Consider the following 17094-nt stretch of genomic DNA (forward strand, 5'->3'; position numbering starts at 1 on the left):
GAAATGAAAGGGATGCCGATGGGCAATGCACGCACCTTTATCCTGATGGCCGTGATGACGGCGCTGCTGATGGGCCTTGGCGCGATGGCCGGTGGCAGTCAGGGCGCCATTCTTGCGCTGATGGTCGCCGGGGCGGGGAATATCTGGGCCTGGTGGAACAGCGACAAGATGGTGCTGCGCCAGCAGGGCGCGGTGGAACTCAGCCGCGCCAATGCCCCCGATCTGTTCGATCTGACCGCCGCACTGGCGCAGCGCGCGGGCCTGCCGATGCCCAGGCTGTATCTGCTGGAAACCGATCAGCCCAACGCCTTTGCCACCGGCCGCGATCCGCAAAACGCCGCCGTCGCCGTCACGCGCGGGCTGGTCGCGGCGATGAGCCGCGACGAACTGGCCGGCGTGATCGCGCATGAGCTGGCCCATATCCGCCACCGCGACACGCTGATGATGACCGTCACCGCCACCATGGCCGGGGCGATTGCGATGCTGGGCAACATGATGATGTTCACCGGCGGGCGCGACAATCGCGGCGGTGCCTTGGGCGGCATTCTGGCGATGATCCTTGCACCGCTGGCCGCCGGTCTGGTGCAGATGGCCATCAGCCGCGCCCGCGAATACGAGGCCGACCGGCTGGCCGCAGAAATCACCGGGCAGCCGCAGGCTCTGGCCTCGGCACTGGCGCGGATCGCGCAGATGGCGGGGCGCACGGTCAATATCCCGGCGGAAAAGAACCCGGCTTCGGCGGCGATGTTCATCATCAACCCGCTGCACGCGCTGCGGATGGATGCGCTGTTTTCCACCCACCCGCCGACCGAGGAACGCATCAACCGCCTGATGGCCATGCGCGCATGACCCAGCCCGACCCCACGCTGCGCCCCGAACGGATCGAGGGCGAACCCGAAGACCGCGCCCTGCGCCCGCAGGCGCTGACCGATTTCATCGGTCAGGCCGAGGCGCGGGCCAACCTGCGCGTGTTCATCAACAGCGCCCGGATGCGCGGGCAGGCGATGGATCACACGCTGTTCTTTGGCCCGCCGGGTCTGGGCAAAACCACGCTGGCGCAGATCATGGCGCGGGAACTGGGGGTGAATTTCCGCATGACCTCGGGTCCGGTGCTGGCGCGGGCTGGCGATCTGGCGGCGATCCTGACCAATCTGGAATCGCGCGACGTACTGTTCATCGACGAAATCCACCGCATGAACCCCGCGGTAGAGGAGGTGCTTTACCCCGCGATGGAGGATTTCGAACTGGATCTGGTCATCGGCGAAGGCCCCGCCGCGCGCACCGTCCGCATCGAGTTGCAGCCCTTTACACTGGTCGGCGCGACCACCCGTCTGGGCCTGCTGACCACACCGCTGCGCGACCGTTTCGGGATTCCGACGCGGCTCGAGTTTTACAGCGTCGATGAACTGGACCTGATCGTTCAGCGCGGCGCGGCCAAGCGCGGCATCAAGGCCGACGCATCCGGCACCCGCGAAATCGCCACCCGCGCGCGCGGCACGCCGCGGATCGCCGGGCGGTTGCTGCGCCGGGTGATCGACTTTGCGCTGGTCGAGGGCGATGGCCGCCTGACCCGCGACATCGCCGACAGCGCGCTGACCCGGCTGGGCGTCGATCACCGTGGCCTCGACGCCGCCGACCGCCGCTATCTGACGCTGATCGCGCAGCACTATGGCGGCGGGCCGGTGGGCGTGGAAACCCTGTCCGCCGCCCTGTCCGAAAGCCGCGACGCCATCGAGGAAGTGATCGAACCCTATCTGCTGCAACAGGGCCTGATCGCCCGCACCCCCCGCGGCCGAATGCTGACCGCAGGCGCATGGCGGCACCTGGGGCTAGAGGCCCCGCAACCGGGGCAGGTGGGCTTGTTCGGGGATGGGTGATGAAACTTGACGATTTTGGTGCGCTGACTGATGCGGAAAGCAAACTGATCCAGCACCTGCGCGGCGGTGGCGTAGGGATCTGCCAGATCAGCGATCAGACCCCGCCCACCGACGCGCCGCCTGATCTGCACATCCGCGCCAGCCTGATCCGGGCACTGGTGCTGAAACAGATCACTGACGTGCTACTGCCGGAAAAGGGGCTGCGGGTGCGGGGGGCCTTTATCCTTGGTGACGGGCCGGAGGACGCTGAAACCATGGGGCTGGATCTGGAGGGCGCGACACTGGCCCATGATCTGGGGTTGGCACATTGCTGTATCCCCGACCCGCTGATTTTGCGCAGCGCAACGGTTGTGAACCTTAACCTGACCGGCTCACATCTGCTTGGCACCCTGTCTGCCGACCGGCTGGAGGCAAAGGGCAGCGTTTTCCTGCGCAGGATCACGTCTGAGGGCGAAATCCGTCTGCTGGGGGCAAAGCTGGGTGGCGATCTGGATTGCGACGGTGCCACGCTGAATGCGACGGATAATGCGTTGTCTGCCGACATGCTAGAGGCAAAGGGTAGCGTTTTCCTGCGCGGGATCACGTCTGCGGGCAAAATCCGTCTGCTGGGGGCAAAGCTGGGTGGCGATCTGGATTGCGGCGGTGCCACGCTGAATGCGAGGGGTGATGCGCTGGACCTTCAGGGGGCGCGGATTGATGGTGCTTGGTTCTGGCGCAACAACGCCAAAAGCGTGGGCACCCTGAACCTGGAGACCGCCACCATCGGCACGATCTGTGACGATCCGGCCTGCTGGCCCACCGAAATTCGCCTGAATCGCTGCCAATACGGGGCCTTTGTTGGCAAAGGGGTCAGCGCGGCGGAACGTATCGACTGGCTGTCAAGAATGACGCCGCAGGCATATGATACCGAGTTCTGGCCGCAGCCCTATGAGGAATGCGCCCGTGTCTTGCGCGAGGCGGGCCATGGGGCGGATGCGCGCGATGTTCTGATCGAAAAGGAACGGTTGCAACGCGCCGTGCGGCAACAGCGTTTGCGTCGGGCATATCGGGCTGGGGGGCGTTTTCACTTTGCGCCCTATTTGCAAAGCCTTGGCTATGCCGTGGCCGACGGGTTGCTGAAATATACGGTTGCTTATGGGCGCAAGCCTTTGCAGGCGGCGGTGCCGTTATTGTTTCTGCTGCTGATCGGGGCGAATATCTTTGCGATTTCCGCGCTTGCCGGTCAGATCAAGCCCAATCTGCCGCAAATTCAGCGGGCCCCCGAATGGGTTGGCTGCGCGATCCCGCAGGGGCAGTCACGCGGGAACCCGCCGGTGCAGGGGCGTGCGCTGACGGGGCAGACGCAAATGGCCTGTTTCCTGTCTCAGCCCGAGGCGGCATCCTATCCGCGCTTCGATGCGCTGGTCTATTCCGCCGATACGCTGTTGCCCATTGTGTCACTGGAAATGCAAAGCTATTGGATACCAGATGACCGCAAGCCGTTTGGCGGGTGGGCGCGGCTGTATCTGTGGCTGCACATCATGTCGGGCTGGGGGCTGACGCTGTTGGCCGTCGCGGGTTTTTCGGGCCTTGTCAAATCGGATAACAGCAAATGACCAACCTGACCACGCGCATTCGTGCCAGTTTCGACCGCCAGACCATGATGGCGACCTTTGGGGCGCAGTTGGAATCCGCCGAACCGGGGCGGGTGGTGATTTCGGCACCGATCTTGCCGGGGTCGCTGCAACAGCACGGGGCCGGGCATGCGGCGCTGACCTTTGGCATCGGCGATTCGGCGGCGGGCTATGCCGCGCTGACGACCTTGCCCGAGGGGGCCGAGGTGATGACGGCGGAAATCAAGATCAACCTGATGTCGCCCGCTGTCGGCGATCGTCTGGTGGCAGAAGGCCGGGTGATCCGCGCCGGGCGGCGGCTGGTGGTGGTGGCGTCCGATGTCTGGGCCGAAACGCCCAAGGGGCGCAAACATGTGGCCATGCTGCAAGGGACGATGATCCCGGTCACGCCGGATGCGGCGGGCTGACCCAAGGCAGGCTGATCGCGCCCCGCCCTACATGAGGGGAAACAGGGCAGGGCGCGAAGCCGTTTCCGGGCGAGCGTCTTGCCCGGTTGATCCCTGACTAACTGATTCGGATTAAAAAGCGGTTAATCGCTTAGGGTGTCAGACCCTGCGGGTCGGGCAGGCCGTTTGCGCGCGCCGTCGCCGTCAGCGTGTTGGCCAGCAGGCAGGCGATGGTCATCGGTCCGACACCGCCCGGCACCGGGGTGATCGCGCCCGCCACCGGCTGCACCGCGTCGAAATCGACATCGCCGACCAGCCCCTCATCCGTGCGGTTGATGCCCACGTCGATCACCACCGCGCCGGGCTTAACCCAGTCGGCGGCCACCATTTTCGGGCGACCGACGGCGGCGACCAGAATATCGGCCTGACGGCACAGGCCGGGCAGATCCTGCGTGCGCGAATGCGCCACCGTTACCGTGGCGCTGTCGCGCAGCAGCAGTTGCGCCATCGGCTTGCCGACGATGTTCGACCGCCCGATCACCACCGCGTTCTTGCCCGACAGATCGCCCAGGTGATCGCGCAGCAGCATCAGGCAGCCCAGAGGCGTGCAGGGCACCATCGCCTTTTGCCCGGTCGCCAGCCGCCCGACGTTCAGGATGTGGAACCCGTCCACGTCCTTTTCGGGCGCGATGGCATTGATAACCGCCGATTCGTCCATATGCCGGGGCAGCGGCAGTTGCACCAGAATGCCGTTCACCGCCGGATCGTTGTTCAACTGGTCGATCAGCGCCAGCAGATCGTCCTGGGCGGTGTCGGCGGGCAGGCGGTGTTCATAGGAATTCATCCCCACCTCGCGCGTCATCTTGCCCTTGGAGCGGACATAAACCGCCGAGGCCGGGTCTTCGCCCACCAGCACCACCGCCAGACCGGGGGCGATGCCGCGCGCTTTAAGCGCCGTCACCTCGTCGGCGATCCGGCTGCGCAGGCGGGCGGCAAAGGCTTTTCCGTCGATCAGCGTGGCGGTCATGGGCGGTCCCCTTTCATCAGCGATTCTTCGCGGGCGATGGCGGTTTCGATCAACTGGCGCCAGATATGTTCGATCAGGTCGGGGTCCAGCCCGGCATCAGCGGCATGACGGCGCGCATTTGCGACCACCTGTTCCACGCGGGCGTCGATGCGGGCGGGCAGGCCGTCGCGCATCTTGATCTGCGCCGCGCGGTCGATCAGCGCCGCCCGCCGCCCCAGCAGCGCGATCAGGTCTGTATCCAGCGTGTCGATGGCAGCGCGCAGGGCGGGCATATCGGGCAGGTCAGACGGGTTTTCCATATCAGGGGAATGCACCCTGCGCGGCGCGGGCGCAAGCCCGGCGGGGTTTTGGCTTTGAATGGGGCGCGGTCCCCCTGTTGCGCGCCATGACGGGGCCGGTTCGTCCGAATATCGCTGCCTGCCGCGTCGCGTATGAAAAAGGCGCGACCATTGCCGCGCCTTTTGCTGTGATGATGGCACCTGTCCGGCTTAGGCCGGGTTCGGCTCGCTGTCGGTCGGGGCGGGGCCGACGCCGCCGATTTTCGGCACCGAGGCGACCGAGGGGATGGTGCTGGACGGGGTGTCGTCGTCACCGCCCAAAGCCTCGCCTCGGATGACTTTGCCGATTTCTTCGCCGGTGAGGGTTTCGTATTCCAGCAAGCCCTTGGCCAGCCGCTCGAATTCTTCGGATTTTTCCAGCAGGATGCGGCGCGCGTCCTGATAGCCGTCCTCGATCAGCTGACGCACCTCGGATTCGATCAGTTCCTTGGTGGTGGCCGAGACCGAGAACCCGCCGGTGTTGCCGGAATAGCCCTCATGCGCCTCGGCATAGTCCACCGCGCCCACCTTGTCGGACATGCCCCAGCGCATCACCATGGCGCGCGCCAACTGGCTGGCCTGCATGATGTCGCCTGCCGGGCCGTTCGAGACGCCTTCTTCACCGTATTTGATGATCTCGGCGGCCTTGCCGGCCATGGTCATGGTGATTTTCTGCTTGGCCTCGTCCTTGTGCATGTTCAGCCGGTCCATTTCCGGCAGGCTGACGACCATGCCCAAAGCGCCACCACGCGGGATGATGGTGGCCTTATAGACCGGATCGCATTTCGGCAGCGACAGACCGACGATGGCGTGCCCCGCCTCGTGATAGGCGGTCTTTTCCTTTTGTTCCGGGGTCAGCACAAGACTGCGGCGTTCGACGCCCAGCATCACCTTGTCCTTGGCGTTTTCGAAATCTTCCATGCTGACAAAGCGGCGGCCGATGCGCGCAGCCATCAGCGCGGCCTCGTTCACCAGGTTCATCAGGTCTGCGCCCGAAAAGCCCGGCGTGCCGCGCGCGATGATGCGCAGATCGACATCGGGACCGACCGGCACCTTGCGCGAATGAACGCCAAGGATTTTCTCGCGCCCCTTGATGTCGGGGTTGGGCACATGGATCTGGCGGTCAAAGCGGCCGGGGCGCAGCAGCGCCGGGTCCAGCACGTCTTTGCGGTTGGTGGCGGCGATGATGATGATGCCTTCGTTCGCCTCGAACCCGTCCATTTCCACCAGAAGCTGGTTCAGCGTCTGTTCGCGTTCGTCATTGCCGCCGCCGATGCCGACGCCGCGCGCCCGGCCCACCGCGTCGATTTCGTCGATGAACAGGATGCAGGGGGCGGATTTCTTGGCCTGTTCGAACATGTCGCGCACACGGCTTGCGCCGACGCCGACGAACATTTCCACGAAATCGGAACCCGAGATGGTAAAGAACGGCACGCCCGCCTCGCCCGCGATGGCGCGGGCCAGCAGGGTTTTCCCGGTGCCGGGCGGGCCGACCAGCAGCGCGCCCTTGGGGATTTTGCCGCCAAGGCGGCTGAATTTCTGCGGGTTACGCAGGAATTCGACGATTTCTTCCAGTTCTTCCTTGGCCTCGTCGATGCCCGCCACGTCGTCAAATGTGACGCGCCCGTGCTTTTCGGTCAGCAGCTTGGCCTTGGACTTGCCAAAGCCCATGGCCCCGCCGCGCCCGCCGCCCTGCATCCGGTTCATAAAGAAAATCCAGACGCCGATCAGCAGAATGAACGGCAGCCACACCCCCAGCAGGGACATGAAGCCCGAGCTTTGCTGTTTCACCACCCGCACCTCGACATTGCGGTCGATCAGGCGGTTGGCGATTTCCTCGCCCTCGGGGCGGACGGTGGCATAACGCTGGCCGTCGCGGGTCACAAAGCCGACATCCTCACCATCAATGGTGACGGATGCGACCTGATCGTTATTCACCCGCTGGATGAAGTCGGAATAGCTGATCTGGCGGCTGTTCATCTGCGCGGATTCGCCGCCGAACAGATTGAACAGCGCCAGAATCATCAGGAACAGGACCACCCAGAAGGCGATATTGCGTGCGTTACCCAAGCGGGAGCCTCCGATACCACGGTTTCCCGGCAAGATAGGGATTATGGCGTCAGGTTCAATGCGAATGCTCAATCAAGGTGAACAAGTCGGCCAAATTCCGTCGCGCCGCGCAGCGGTTCGGCGTGCCAGGGGGCCTGCGGGCGCAGGGCAGGCGCGGCCAGAACCCGGCCTTTGGCCCGGATCGCGGGGCTTGCCGCCGCTTCGTCGCGCGACAGGCCCGACAGACGCCAGTTCACCTGATCGAGCGATTCGAATCCAAGCGCCGCAACCGTCTGGCCCGGTGACAGGCCGTTGATCTGCCAGCGGTTGTCCCAGACCGGCGCATCGGTTTCGGCGGCGCGCATGGCGGCGGCGGGTTCGCGGATGACGCGGATGCGATCGCCGGCGGGCCAGAACAGCGCGCCGTCCAGCGTCACCCGGCTGCCTGCGGCCAAAGCGGCCAGCGCATGGGCAACCGTGGCGCGGCGGGGGGGATAGTCGGCGCCGGTGATCCAGCGGGCGGCGGCCACCGCCAGACGGCGCTGCACCTCGGGCGGGCTGAGGCGAAAGGGCGCGCGCGGCAGAACCAGGCTGCCTCGGTCGGCTGTTGCCTCGTCTGCCGCCTGCGCCGCGTAATGGGCCAGCGCGTCGCGGGCCTGCCCGATATTGCGCGCCGATTGCGCCAGTGCCGCCGGGTCCAGTTGCAGCGCCGCCATGGCCTTGCGGATGCGGATGCGGTCGAAATCGGCATTGTCGTTGCTGGGATCGTCGATCCAGCGCAGGCCGCGCTCGGCCAGCCAGTCGCGCAGGCTGGCCCGGCTGGCCGACAGCATCGGGCGCAGCCAGCGGATGCCAAAGGCGTCGCGCCATTCCGCCATTCCGGCAAGCCCGTCCACCCCCGCCCCGCGCGCCAGCCGCATCAGCAGGGTTTCGGCCTGATCGTCCTGCGTGTGGCCCAGCAGCACGGCGGGCAGATCATTCCGCTGCGCCCATCCCGACAACAGCCGCAGCCGCGCGTCGCGGGCATTGGCCATCAGGTTGCCCTCGGTCGTGTCGCGCTGCCATTTCAGCGTGGCATGAGGGATACCCAGCGTTTCCGCGACCTTTTGCGCCGTGCGGGCCTCGGCGGCGCTTTCGGGGCGCAGGCCGTGATCGACGGTGGCGGCCATCAGCCTGCGCCCACGCGCCCAGCCATGCGCGATATGCAGCAGCGCGGTCGAATCGCCGCCGCCCGACAGCGCGATCCCCAGCGCAGGCAGATCGCCTGCCAGCCGGTCCAGCGAGGCACGGACACGGGATTCCGTGCTGGCCGTGTCAGCCATGTTCGGCCAGATCGGCGGCGGCTTCGGGATCGTCGATCAGCGGCAGCGACTGGCTGGCGCAATCCAGCGCGTTCAGCCTGCGGTTTGCCTCGTCCGCAGCGGCGCTGCCGGGAAAGCGGGCGGGGATTTCGGCCAGATACAGGCAGGCAGCCAGCGCATCGCCGCTGTCGCTGATGACCCGCGCCAGTCCCAGCAGGCTGGCCCCGGCCTGCGGCCCGTCGGGTGCTGCGGCAAAGGATTCCAGCCACGCCGCCCCGGCCCCCTGCGGATCGCCCGCACTGTCCAGCGCCGCGCCGCGCAGAAACAGCGCATTCGCCGTCAGCGGCCCGCCGGCGTGGGTCTGGGCAAAGGCCGCGAAAAGTTCGGCCGCGCGTTGAAAGTCACCCTGACCGAGCACCTCCTGCGCCCGGTCGAATTCGGCCTGTTCCGTGGTCGAGGCCGGTGCCGCGCCGGCACCGCCGTTGCTGTCGGGGACGGGCGCGATCACCGGGGCGACCGGCGCGCCGCCCTGCGCCATGCTGCCCAGATCGGGCTGCGTCATCAGCGCGCCCAGATCGCAGGCCGGGTCCATCTCGCACAGGCGGAACTCGATGTCGTTGATGCGGCGGGTGCCATCGGTCACGACGTGGCCAATGCGGTTTTGCAACTGTTCGGTCTGGCCGGTCAGGCGGGCGATCTGCGCTTCGATCGCGTTCATGCGGTCGATGGCGCTGTCGCCGCCCGCCGCCTGAAAGCCCGCCGCGCCCGAGGCGTTCAGTTCGGCCCGCAGCGATTGCAGTTCGCTGGCCAGACTGCGCAACTGGGCGCGCAGATCGGCCAGGGTGGTGGCCGCTTCAGCCGCGGGCTGCGCCGGTGCCGTCAACGGCGCGGCACAGCACAGCGTCAGCGCGACCAGCCCGGCCCGCATGATCCGGCCCCGCATCATACCCCGGCCCCCGCGACAGGCGGCGCAACCGGCGCATCGGCGGGCGTCACGATGGTCACGGCCCGGCGGTTGCGGGCAAAACAGACCTCGGTCGAGCAGACCTCAAGCGGGCGTTCCTTGCCGAAAGAGCTGGTCTGCACCCGCGCGGTGTCGATGCCCTGCGCGATCAGGTATTCCTGCACCGCGCCCGCCCGCCGGGCACCCAGGGCAAGGTTATATTCGCGCGTGCCCTTTTCATCCGAGTGGCCCTCGATCCGGGCGGTAAAGCCGGTGTGCTGGCGCAGCCATTCCGCCTGACGGGTCAGGATCGCGCGGGCCTCGGCCGACAGGTTCACCTCGTCCTGCATGAAGGTGACGGTATCGCCCACGGTGCCGCTGAAATAGGCCGCCGTCGCCTGCCCGCCCAAGTCGCCTTGCGTGATCCTGCCCTGATAGACCGCCCCGCGACCGCTGTTCACATAGGGGTCGGCGACCGGCTGCGGCGGGGCAGGCGGGGTGCAGGCCGCCAGCAGTGGCAGGGCCACGGCGGCGATCAGGGGAAAGCGGGGCGTCATGGCCGGTGTCCTCATGGCAAAAGCGGTCCCCAGGACGGGTCCGAGGCCGCGAAATCCAGATCCAGCGGCCGCATGTTACGGCCAGTGATGTCCACAGAATGCAGACGCGGCGCACCATCGCCACCGGGCGTTACACGGGTGAACATCACCACCCGGCCATTGGGCGCCCAGCTTGGGCTTTCGTCAAGGAACGATTCCGTCAGGCTGCGTTCGCCCGACCCGTCGGTGCGCATGGCGCCGATATGAAAGGTGTCGCCGTTCTGGCGGGTAAAGGCGATCATATCGCCGCGCGGCGACCAGACGGGGCTGCTATAGCGTCCCTCGCCAAAGCTGATGCGCGCCGGCTCGCTGCCGGTCAGCGGCTGCACATACAGTTGCTGCGTGCCGGAACGGTCGCTTTCGAACACGATCTGGCTGCCATCGGGGCTGAAATCGGGCGAAGTGTCGATACCGGGCGATTCGGCCAGAGGCCGCGCGGCCCCGGTGGCGGCATCCATCAGCCAGATGTCGGAATTGCCCCGCTTTTCACGGGAATAGACGATCCAGCGGCCATCGGGCGACCAGCGCGGCGCAAAGGCCATGCTGTCGCGCGCCGAGGTCAGCGGGCGCGAGGTGACGGATTCCACATCCATCACCCGAATCTGCGGCACCCCCGTTTCAAAGCTGGTGAACAGGATGCTGGTCCCGTCGGGGGAAAAGCGCGGCGACAGCACCAGATGAGAATCGTCGGTCAGCCAGACGGGGTTGGCACCGTCGAAATCCATCACCCCCAGCCGCATCCGGCGCGCGTCCTTGGGGCCGGTTTCCTGAATAAAGGCCACGCGGCTGTCGAAATAGGGGCCTTCGCCGGTCAGCCGGGCATAGATCTGATCGGCGATCTTATGCGCGGCGCGGCGCCAGTCGGCATGGGCGGTGACGAATTGCATCCCCTCGCCCAGGGGCTGGCCCGCCACCACGTCGAACAGGCGGAACTTGACGGTGACTTCGGCGGCATCACCTTCGCCCGTCACGGCCACATCGCCCGTGACCAGCGCCTGCGCATTGATCGCGCGCCAGTCGGCATAGGCGACGGGGCTGCGAAAGCTGGCGGGGGTGGTGATATGCGCCTCATCGGGGATGGCGCGGAACAGGCTGGTGCCGGTCAGATCGTCGATCACCACCTGCCGCACCTTCGCGGCCATGTCCGCATCACCGTGAAAGGGTGCGATCGCCAGCGGCATGGGTTCGGTGACGCCATCGGTGATCTCGATCCGCAACGGGCCTTCCTGGTCTTGCGCAAAGGCGGGCGCCGCCAGCGGCAGGGCGGCGGTCAGCAAGGCGCAAAACGGGATCACACGGCAAAACATATCCGGTCCTTAGCAATGTTGGCCCTGCGGCGAAAGATCAGTTCACGCTTAGCCCCTGAGGGCGGAAATCGACGATGATTTCGCGCCAGCGGTTGTATTTTTCCGGCGGCAGCGCGTAACCGCCCCGGCCACATTCCAGAATGGCGCGGCTGGCCACCTCGAACGCCTGCTGCACGGCGGCGGGCGATCCGCCATCCGACGCATCCAGCCGCAGCGTGGCCTGATCGGGGATGCCGTTCATATTCATCTGAAAGCGCACCGAAACCGAGGTCTGCGCCGCGTCCAGTGACAGCATGGCGCGGTTCCAGCAGGCGTTGATGGCGACGACCAGCCCTTCGCGTTCCGACAGCGACAGCGGCGGGCCGTCCGCCGCCCCGGCATTGGGGGCACCAAGCGCGCGGTCCAGCGCCATCGCCAAGGCGTCGCCCTGCGGTTCGGTGCGCGAGGCCCCGACCGCCGCCGCAGCCCCCGCATCGCGCACCGCCTGTTCGGCGCGCGCGGCATCATCCAGCGCCGCCTGCAATTCCGCCGACAGCCCGCCGCCGATGCTGGCCGCTGCGTCGGGATCGGTCGCAAAGGCATCTGCCAGTGCCTCGGCCAGCGGATCATAGGGCATTTCGGCCGACCGCCGCCGCGCGGCCTCGGCCTCGGCCTGCCGTGCGGCTTCGGCGGCTTGTTCCTGCGCGATGCGGTCTGCTTCGGCCTGCCGGGCGGCTTCGGCGGCCTGTTCCTGAGCGATGCGATCCGCCTCGGCTTGCCGCCGTGCTTCTTCGGCCTGCCGCTGCGCCTCGGCCTGACGTGCGGCCTGTGCGGCGCGTTCCTGTGCGATGCGCTGCGCCTCGGCCTGACGGGCCTGTTCTGCCGCCTGTTCCTGTGCAATCCGATCTGCCTCGGCTTGGCGCGCGGCTTCGGCGGCTTGTTCCTGGGCAATGCGGTCCGCCTCGGCCTGACGCTGTGCCTGTTCCTCGGCCTGCTGGCGCGCGGCCTCGGCGAGGCGGGCCTCGCGGGCGGCCAGCAGCCCGTCGGGGCGGGCCTGTGGGCGGGGCGAGGCGTCCAGCGCCAGCTCCGAACGCGGCTGCGGGGCGGTTTCAGGCGCGGCGGGGGGCGTCAGGCCGGTTTCCGCCTGTGGCGCGGGCGGTGCGACCGGGGCCTGCGCGGTTTGCGGCGGGGCAGGGGGCGCGGGCAGGGGTGCCGGGGCCGGTGCGCTGTCGGGCGTGGGTGCGGCCATCTGCGGCAGTTCCGTGGCCGCGCTGACCGGGGCCGCGGGGGGGACGCCGCTCAGATCCGGCTGGTCCTCGGCGGGCTGCGGCGCGGGCAGAGCGGCGGCGGTGTCGGGTGTGTCGGTCGGCGCGGCAGCGTCGGGCAGAGGCGCGGCGCTGTCATCGGCGGGCGGTTGCGGCAGGGCGGCAATGTCGGTCGTGCCCGGCGTTATCGGCCCGGCCCCGCGTGATGCGGCGGCAAAGTCCTGAAATTCGGCCTCGGACATGGTGGTGACTTCGGTCTGGCGGATCGCCGGGCCATCTTGCGGGCGCAGGAAAGCCCCCGCCAGCACTGCCCAGAGGATCAGCCCGCCATGCGCCACCCCCGAGGTCCAGCGCCCGATGCGTTCGGCCCGCTCCATGGCTTAACCGCCCATCCGCGGCCCGCCGGTTTCCGTCACCAGCACCAGATCGGTCAGGCCCGCCGCGTTCAGCGCCCCCATCACCTGCACCACGCGGGCATAGGGGATGCTGCCATCGGCCCGCAAAAAGATGCGTTGCGACTGGCGTTCGGCCAGCACCGCGCCAAGGCGCGCGATCAGTTCGGATTCGGTGACGGCGCTGTCCATCACCCGGATGTCGCCCTCGACCGGGATCGACACGACCAGCGGTTCCTCGGGTTCGGTCGGGACGGCCTGCGCGGCGGTGCGCGGCAGTTCCAGCGGCACGCCCACGGTTAACAGAGGGGCCGCGACCATGAAGATAATCAGCAGCACCAGCATCACATCCACGAAGGGCGTGACGTTGATTTCCGCCATGGGCGCATTGCGCCGCCGCCCGCGTGCGCCGCGCCCCCGCGCCATACGTCTGACCACCTGCGCCATGGTCAGTCCGCAGCCATCTGCCGCGACAGCAGGGTGGAAAATTCGTCGGCAAAGGTTTCGTAATTGCCCGTGATGCGATCGGCATCGCCCGACAGTTTGTTATAGAACACCACCGCCGGGATTGCGGCCAGCAGGCCAAGCGCGGTCGCCAGCAGCGCCTCGGCGATGCCGGGGGCGACGACGGCAAGGTTGGTATTCTGGCTGACGGCGATGCCTTCGAACGCGTTCTTGATGCCCCAGACGGTGCCGAACAGCCCGATGAAGGGGGCGGTCGCGCCGGTGGTGGCCAGAAAGGACAGGCCGCGCATCAGCCGCGTTTCTTCGCGCTGGATGGCGACGTTCATGGCGCGGTCGATGCGCTGGCCGGCTCCGGGGATCAGCGCGCCATCATCGCGGTGGCTGCGCCGCCATTCGGTCATCCCGGCGGCAAAGATGCGTTCTGCCGCGCCGCGCGGCGTGTCGCCGATGCGGTCATACAGATCGTCCAGCGGCTCGCCCGACCAGAAGCTGCGGTCGAAACGCCCGGCAGAGGTGCGGGCGGCGGCGAAGGCCAGCAGTTTCTGAATGATGATCGCCCATGCCCAGAAGGACATCAGGATCAGCACCACCATCACGACCTTGACGGTCAGCGAGGCGCGGGCAAACAGCGCCAACAGCGAAAAGTCGATGGCCTGTGCGGCCTGAAGGGTTTCCATGCTCTGCCTCTTGTGTGCCCGTCTGTGGCGGGCTTCTAGCGGCAGTTTACGCCGTCGTCAGCGGCTTGGGCAACACTTTGGCGCGAGGCCGGGGTGAGCAGGCCGGGGGCCAGCCCCCGGACCCCCGGGATATTTACGGACCAAAGATGGGCTGCGCGGTTTGTCTGTGGGGTCAGCCGGGGCTTTCCTGCGGGAAAAGCGCCGCTGCGACCGAGGCGGGGATGCGGGTCGGGCGGCCGCTGTTCAGCGCGACGCAGACCACGGTGACGATGGCGCGGAACAGGGGCACCCCGTCGCGCAGCACATCCTGCCCCATCACGATCCGCGATCCGCCCAGTTGGATCGGGCGCGTTTCGACCGTCAGCAGGTCGTCGAAGCGGGCCGGGGACAGGTAGTCGGCCTCGACCCGGCGAACGGCGAAGACGATGCCCGTATCCTTGAGCGCGGCCTGATCCACGCCAAGGTCGCGCAGCCATTCTGACCGCGCCCGTTCGATGAATTTCAAATAGTTGGCGTAATAGACGATTCCGGCAAGGTCGGTATCCTCGTAATAAATACGGATCGGGAATTTGTGCATTCTGGTTCTTTCCGTGGCTTTGCCCAATCAGTTTGTGGCCTGCTTTGTTGCTGTCGTCCAGCACCGGGCGGCGTATTTTGAACGGGGCGGTCTTGTTTTGGTGTGCGGCATGGTAAATAAGCAGCCTGCTTGGATAAATATTGCAAGCGGTGGTCAGAATCGTTGACAAGCGATTGTTATTTCTGATCCTGAACCGGGCTGAATTGGGGGAAATTTGTGCTGCGGTTTATGTGTTATTTGTTGGCGTCGCTGGTTTTTCTGACCGCTCCATCCGGATTGCGCGCGCAAGAGGATATGTCGCAGCAGGCGCAAAACCTGCGCCAGATTGTCGCCGCGCTAGAGGATGAGGCGGCGCAGCTGACGCAACAGGCCGAGGCGTTGCGATCCGACGTTGCCGCCTTGACCGGCGAGCGCGACGCGGCGCAGGCGCAGATTACCCAGGCGCAACAGGCCGCCGCTGAACATGAGCAGGTGGCAGCGCAACTGACCGAGGCCCGGTCCGAACTGGACCAGTTGGCACAGCAGGCCGAGGCTGCGCGCGCCGAGGTTGCCGCCCTGACCGGCGAACGTGATGCGGTGCAGGCGCAGATCGCTGAGCAGACCGAGGCGGCGCAGGCTCTGACTGCGCGGCAGGCCGAGGTGCGGGCCGAGCTTGACACAGCAGAGGCGCGTCTGGCGCAGTTGGCGGCGGATGAGGCGGCGCAGCAGGATCGCGTGACCGCCGCGCAGGCCGAGGCCGAGACAGCCGCCGCACAGCAGGCGCAGGTTGCGGGCGATGCCGCAGCGGCGCGGGATGAGCTGGCCGCGCTGCAATCGCAGGCGGAAACGCTGCGTGGCGAAGTCGCTGCGCTGACGGCTGATCGTGATGCGGTATCGGCGGATGTGGCGGCCCTGCGCGATCAGGCAGCGGCGCAGCCCACCCCTGTTGCCGAGGCAGACGCCCTGCCAGCCACGTCGCAATCGCAGCCGCAGCAGGCGACAGACAGCCGCGCGCGTCTGGCGGCCATTGACGCGGCCTTGGCCAATGCGCCGGGGTTGCCCGCCGATCCGGCCCTGCGCACCCGTCTGCGCAACCTGCTGGCCGATGGCACCTGTGCCCCCGAGGCATTGGGGCAGGTGCAGAACCCCATCAACCGGCAGACCCTGCTGGTGCTTGTATCTCGACTTGGCGGCTGCTGACGTCAGGGACCAACAAAGGAAACAAACCATGAGACTGTCACGGATTCTGCGCCAGATTGCCTTTGCGGCCGCCCTTGTCACGGGGCCGCTGTTGCCAGCCCATGCGCAAGGAACCGAGATGAGTGTGATGACCGGCGGTCCGACCGGCACCTATATCCAGTTCGGTCGCGATATGGCGGGTTTGATGCAGCAATGCGGGCAGACGCTGAATGTGGTGGAATCGGCCGGCTCGCTGGAAAACTTTCTGGGTGTGCGTCAGCGCCCCAGCACGCAGTTCGGCATCGTCCAGAACGACGTGCTGGAATATATGCAGACCTTCGCTGCGGATGATCCGGCGGTGGCCCGTGCGATCACCGGCGTGCGCATCGCCTTTCCGTTGTATGAGGAAGAAGTGCATATCCTTGCCCGCAACGACATCGCCGATTTTCAGGGGCTGGCGGGCAAGCGTGTGGCGATCGGGGTGGAAAACAGCGGCACCTTTCTGACCGCCTCGCTGATGCTGTCGCTGTCCGGGGTCGAGCCGGCGGAAACGGTGCAGATCTCGCCCGCCGATGCGCTGCCGGAACTGAAGGCCGGGAATATCGACGCGTTCTTTTATGTCGCGGGTGCCCCGGCGGCGATCTATACCGAAGGGCAGATCGACGGGGCGCAGTTCCATCTGCTGCCGATTGCCGACCCGACGCTGAGCGCGGTTTACACTCCGGCAACCATTCCGGCGGGCACCTATGATTTCCAGTCGCAGGCGGTCGAGTTGCTGGCGGTCAAGGCGGTGCTGATGACCTATGAATATAATCCGCGTCAGAATGCCTATCACCGGGCGGCGTGCAATGGCGTGTCGGATCTGTCGTCGCTGATCCTGACCCGGCTGGATGATCTGCGCGAAAACGGGCATCCGAAATGGAAGGATGTCGATCTGTCCGACATTCCCCCCGGCTGGGATATTGCAAGCTGCGTGAACCGGGGCATCAGCCCGGATTATCAGGCGAACTGCACCGCCCCCGCCACCCCTGCCGCGGCCATCGAAAGCGAAGCGAACGAGGCGTATCGCCGCAGCATCTGCGCCGCCCTGGGCTGCTGATCTGTGCCCTGACGGCAAGCGCCCGGTGCGATGCGCCGGGCGTTTTGCTGTTTTCAGATGCGTTGC

Annotated in this window: 17 protein-coding genes; 6 read left to right on the forward strand and 11 right to left on the reverse strand. The window is 66.8% G+C overall.

The features are described 5' to 3' along the window. The first annotated feature begins 18 nt into the window (after positions 1-18). The 4 genes from Q4G14_RS08510 to Q4G14_RS08525 are packed head-to-tail and all read left to right on the forward strand — an operon-like array spanning position 19 to position 3897. Entirely contained in the window at positions 19-849 is an 831-nt protein-coding gene (locus tag Q4G14_RS08510) for a M48 family metalloprotease (protein ID WP_303361309.1), read from the forward strand. Beyond that, positions 846-1877 carry a Holliday junction branch migration DNA helicase RuvB gene (gene ruvB, locus Q4G14_RS08515; RefSeq protein ID WP_303361310.1) on the forward strand — a complete coding sequence of 344 codons (1032 nt, stop codon included), beginning with the start codon at positions 846-848 and terminating at the stop codon, positions 1875-1877. Before Q4G14_RS08510 ends, ruvB begins: the two co-directional genes overlap by 4 nt. Beyond that, positions 1877-3472, forward strand: coding sequence for a hypothetical protein (locus tag Q4G14_RS08520; protein WP_303361311.1), 1596 nt, complete (start codon positions 1877-1879; stop codon positions 3470-3472). Before ruvB ends, Q4G14_RS08520 begins: the two co-directional genes overlap by 1 nt. Then, positions 3469-3897, forward strand: a complete 429-nt coding sequence (locus Q4G14_RS08525; RefSeq protein ID WP_303361312.1) for a PaaI family thioesterase — start codon at positions 3469-3471, stop codon at positions 3895-3897. Before Q4G14_RS08520 ends, Q4G14_RS08525 begins: the two co-directional genes overlap by 4 nt. A 130-nt stretch (positions 3898-4027) precedes the next feature. Here Q4G14_RS08525 and folD read toward each other — a convergent pair whose 3' ends face one another. The 11 genes from folD to ybgC all read right to left on the reverse strand — a co-directional run bounded on the left by folD (position 4028) and on the right by ybgC (position 14771). Continuing rightward, a complete protein-coding gene (folD, locus tag Q4G14_RS08530) occupies positions 4028-4903 on the reverse strand; it encodes a bifunctional methylenetetrahydrofolate dehydrogenase/methenyltetrahydrofolate cyclohydrolase FolD (protein ID WP_303361313.1) in 876 nt (291 codons plus the stop codon). After that, positions 4900-5202, reverse strand: a complete 303-nt coding sequence (locus tag Q4G14_RS08535) for a chorismate mutase (RefSeq protein WP_303361314.1) — start codon at positions 5200-5202, stop codon at positions 4900-4902. Before Q4G14_RS08535 ends, folD begins: the two co-directional genes overlap by 4 nt. A 189-nt stretch (positions 5203-5391) precedes the next feature. Beyond that, positions 5392-7290 carry an ATP-dependent zinc metalloprotease FtsH gene (ftsH, locus tag Q4G14_RS08540; RefSeq protein ID WP_303361315.1) on the reverse strand — a complete coding sequence of 633 codons (1899 nt, stop codon included), beginning with the start codon at positions 7288-7290 and terminating at the stop codon, positions 5392-5394. 68 nt (positions 7291-7358) lie between these two features. Continuing rightward, positions 7359-8591 (reverse strand): tRNA lysidine(34) synthetase TilS, encoded by a 1233-nt coding sequence (gene tilS, locus Q4G14_RS08545; protein ID WP_303361316.1) that lies wholly within the window; start codon positions 8589-8591, stop codon positions 7359-7361. Further along, the gene (locus Q4G14_RS08550) at positions 8584-9498 is read right to left on the reverse strand and encodes a tetratricopeptide repeat protein (protein ID WP_303361317.1); all 915 of its coding nucleotides are present in this window, start codon (positions 9496-9498) and stop codon (positions 8584-8586) included. The genes tilS and Q4G14_RS08550 overlap by 8 nt, the downstream gene beginning before the upstream one ends. A 14-nt stretch (positions 9499-9512) precedes the next feature. Further along, on the reverse strand, positions 9513-10070 hold the full coding sequence (locus tag Q4G14_RS08555; RefSeq protein WP_303361318.1) for an OmpA family protein: 558 nt from the start codon (positions 10068-10070) through the stop codon (positions 9513-9515). 11 nt (positions 10071-10081) lie between these two features. Then, entirely contained in the window at positions 10082-11416 is a 1335-nt protein-coding gene (gene tolB / locus Q4G14_RS08560; protein ID WP_303361319.1) for a Tol-Pal system beta propeller repeat protein TolB, read from the reverse strand. A 37-nt stretch (positions 11417-11453) separates the two neighbouring features. Next, complete coding sequence (locus Q4G14_RS08565) at positions 11454-13037, reverse strand: protein TolA (protein ID WP_303361320.1); 1584 nt, start codon at positions 13035-13037, stop codon at positions 11454-11456. A 3-nt stretch (positions 13038-13040) separates the two neighbouring features. After that, a complete protein-coding gene (locus tag Q4G14_RS08570) occupies positions 13041-13499 on the reverse strand; it encodes an ExbD/TolR family protein (RefSeq protein WP_303361321.1) in 459 nt (152 codons plus the stop codon). Positions 13500-13501: 2 nt separating this feature from the next. Beyond that, positions 13502-14194 carry a protein TolQ gene (gene tolQ, locus Q4G14_RS08575; protein ID WP_303361322.1) on the reverse strand — a complete coding sequence of 231 codons (693 nt, stop codon included), beginning with the start codon at positions 14192-14194 and terminating at the stop codon, positions 13502-13504. Between the two features lie 172 nt (positions 14195-14366). Beyond that, the gene (gene ybgC, locus Q4G14_RS08580; protein ID WP_303361323.1) at positions 14367-14771 is read right to left on the reverse strand and encodes a tol-pal system-associated acyl-CoA thioesterase; all 405 of its coding nucleotides are present in this window, start codon (positions 14769-14771) and stop codon (positions 14367-14369) included. Positions 14772-15047: 276 nt separating this feature from the next. Between ybgC and Q4G14_RS08585 the strand changes: the two genes are divergently transcribed. Next, a complete protein-coding gene (locus tag Q4G14_RS08585; RefSeq protein WP_303361324.1) occupies positions 15048-15950 on the forward strand; it encodes a hypothetical protein in 903 nt (300 codons plus the stop codon). A 28-nt stretch (positions 15951-15978) separates the two neighbouring features. Further along, positions 15979-17028, forward strand: a complete 1050-nt coding sequence (locus Q4G14_RS08590) for a TAXI family TRAP transporter solute-binding subunit (protein ID WP_303361325.1) — start codon at positions 15979-15981, stop codon at positions 17026-17028. Positions 17029-17094: the final 66 nt, after the last annotated feature.

Origin of the sequence: Paracoccus sp. (in: a-proteobacteria) (genome assembly GCF_030538755.1) — a bacterium.
Taxonomy (GTDB): domain Bacteria; phylum Pseudomonadota; class Alphaproteobacteria; order Rhodobacterales; family Rhodobacteraceae; genus Paracoccus.

What these genes read in the sequence shown, in the direction of transcription:
- Q4G14_RS08535 (WP_303361314.1), bottom strand. Translation starts at nt 5,202, where the DNA reads ATGGAAAACCCGTCTGACCTGCCCGATATGCCCGCCCTGCGCGCTGCC.
- Q4G14_RS08510 (WP_303361309.1), top strand. Translation starts at nt 19, where the DNA reads ATGGGCAATGCACGCACCTTTATCCTGATGGCCGTGATGACGGCGCTG.
- Q4G14_RS08520 (WP_303361311.1), top strand. Translation starts at nt 1,877, where the DNA reads ATGAAACTTGACGATTTTGGTGCGCTGACTGATGCGGAAAGCAAACTG.
- tolB (WP_303361319.1), bottom strand. Translation starts at nt 11,416, where the DNA reads ATGTTTTGCCGTGTGATCCCGTTTTGCGCCTTGCTGACCGCCGCCCTG.
- Q4G14_RS08590 (WP_303361325.1), top strand. Translation starts at nt 15,979, where the DNA reads ATGAGACTGTCACGGATTCTGCGCCAGATTGCCTTTGCGGCCGCCCTT.
- Q4G14_RS08550 (WP_303361317.1), bottom strand. Translation starts at nt 9,498, where the DNA reads ATGCGGGCCGGGCTGGTCGCGCTGACGCTGTGCTGTGCCGCGCCGTTG.
- Q4G14_RS08525 (WP_303361312.1), top strand. Translation starts at nt 3,469, where the DNA reads ATGACCAACCTGACCACGCGCATTCGTGCCAGTTTCGACCGCCAGACC.
- Q4G14_RS08570 (WP_303361321.1), bottom strand. Translation starts at nt 13,499, where the DNA reads ATGGCGCAGGTGGTCAGACGTATGGCGCGGGGGCGCGGCGCACGCGGG.
- tilS (WP_303361316.1), bottom strand. Translation starts at nt 8,591, where the DNA reads ATGGCTGACACGGCCAGCACGGAATCCCGTGTCCGTGCCTCGCTGGAC.
- ybgC (WP_303361323.1), bottom strand. Translation starts at nt 14,771, where the DNA reads ATGCACAAATTCCCGATCCGTATTTATTACGAGGATACCGACCTTGCC.
- ruvB (WP_303361310.1), top strand. Translation starts at nt 846, where the DNA reads ATGACCCAGCCCGACCCCACGCTGCGCCCCGAACGGATCGAGGGCGAA.
- Q4G14_RS08555 (WP_303361318.1), bottom strand. Translation starts at nt 10,070, where the DNA reads ATGACGCCCCGCTTTCCCCTGATCGCCGCCGTGGCCCTGCCACTGCTG.
- folD (WP_303361313.1), bottom strand. Translation starts at nt 4,903, where the DNA reads ATGACCGCCACGCTGATCGACGGAAAAGCCTTTGCCGCCCGCCTGCGC.
- tolQ (WP_303361322.1), bottom strand. Translation starts at nt 14,194, where the DNA reads ATGGAAACCCTTCAGGCCGCACAGGCCATCGACTTTTCGCTGTTGGCG.
- Q4G14_RS08565 (WP_303361320.1), bottom strand. Translation starts at nt 13,037, where the DNA reads ATGGAGCGGGCCGAACGCATCGGGCGCTGGACCTCGGGGGTGGCGCAT.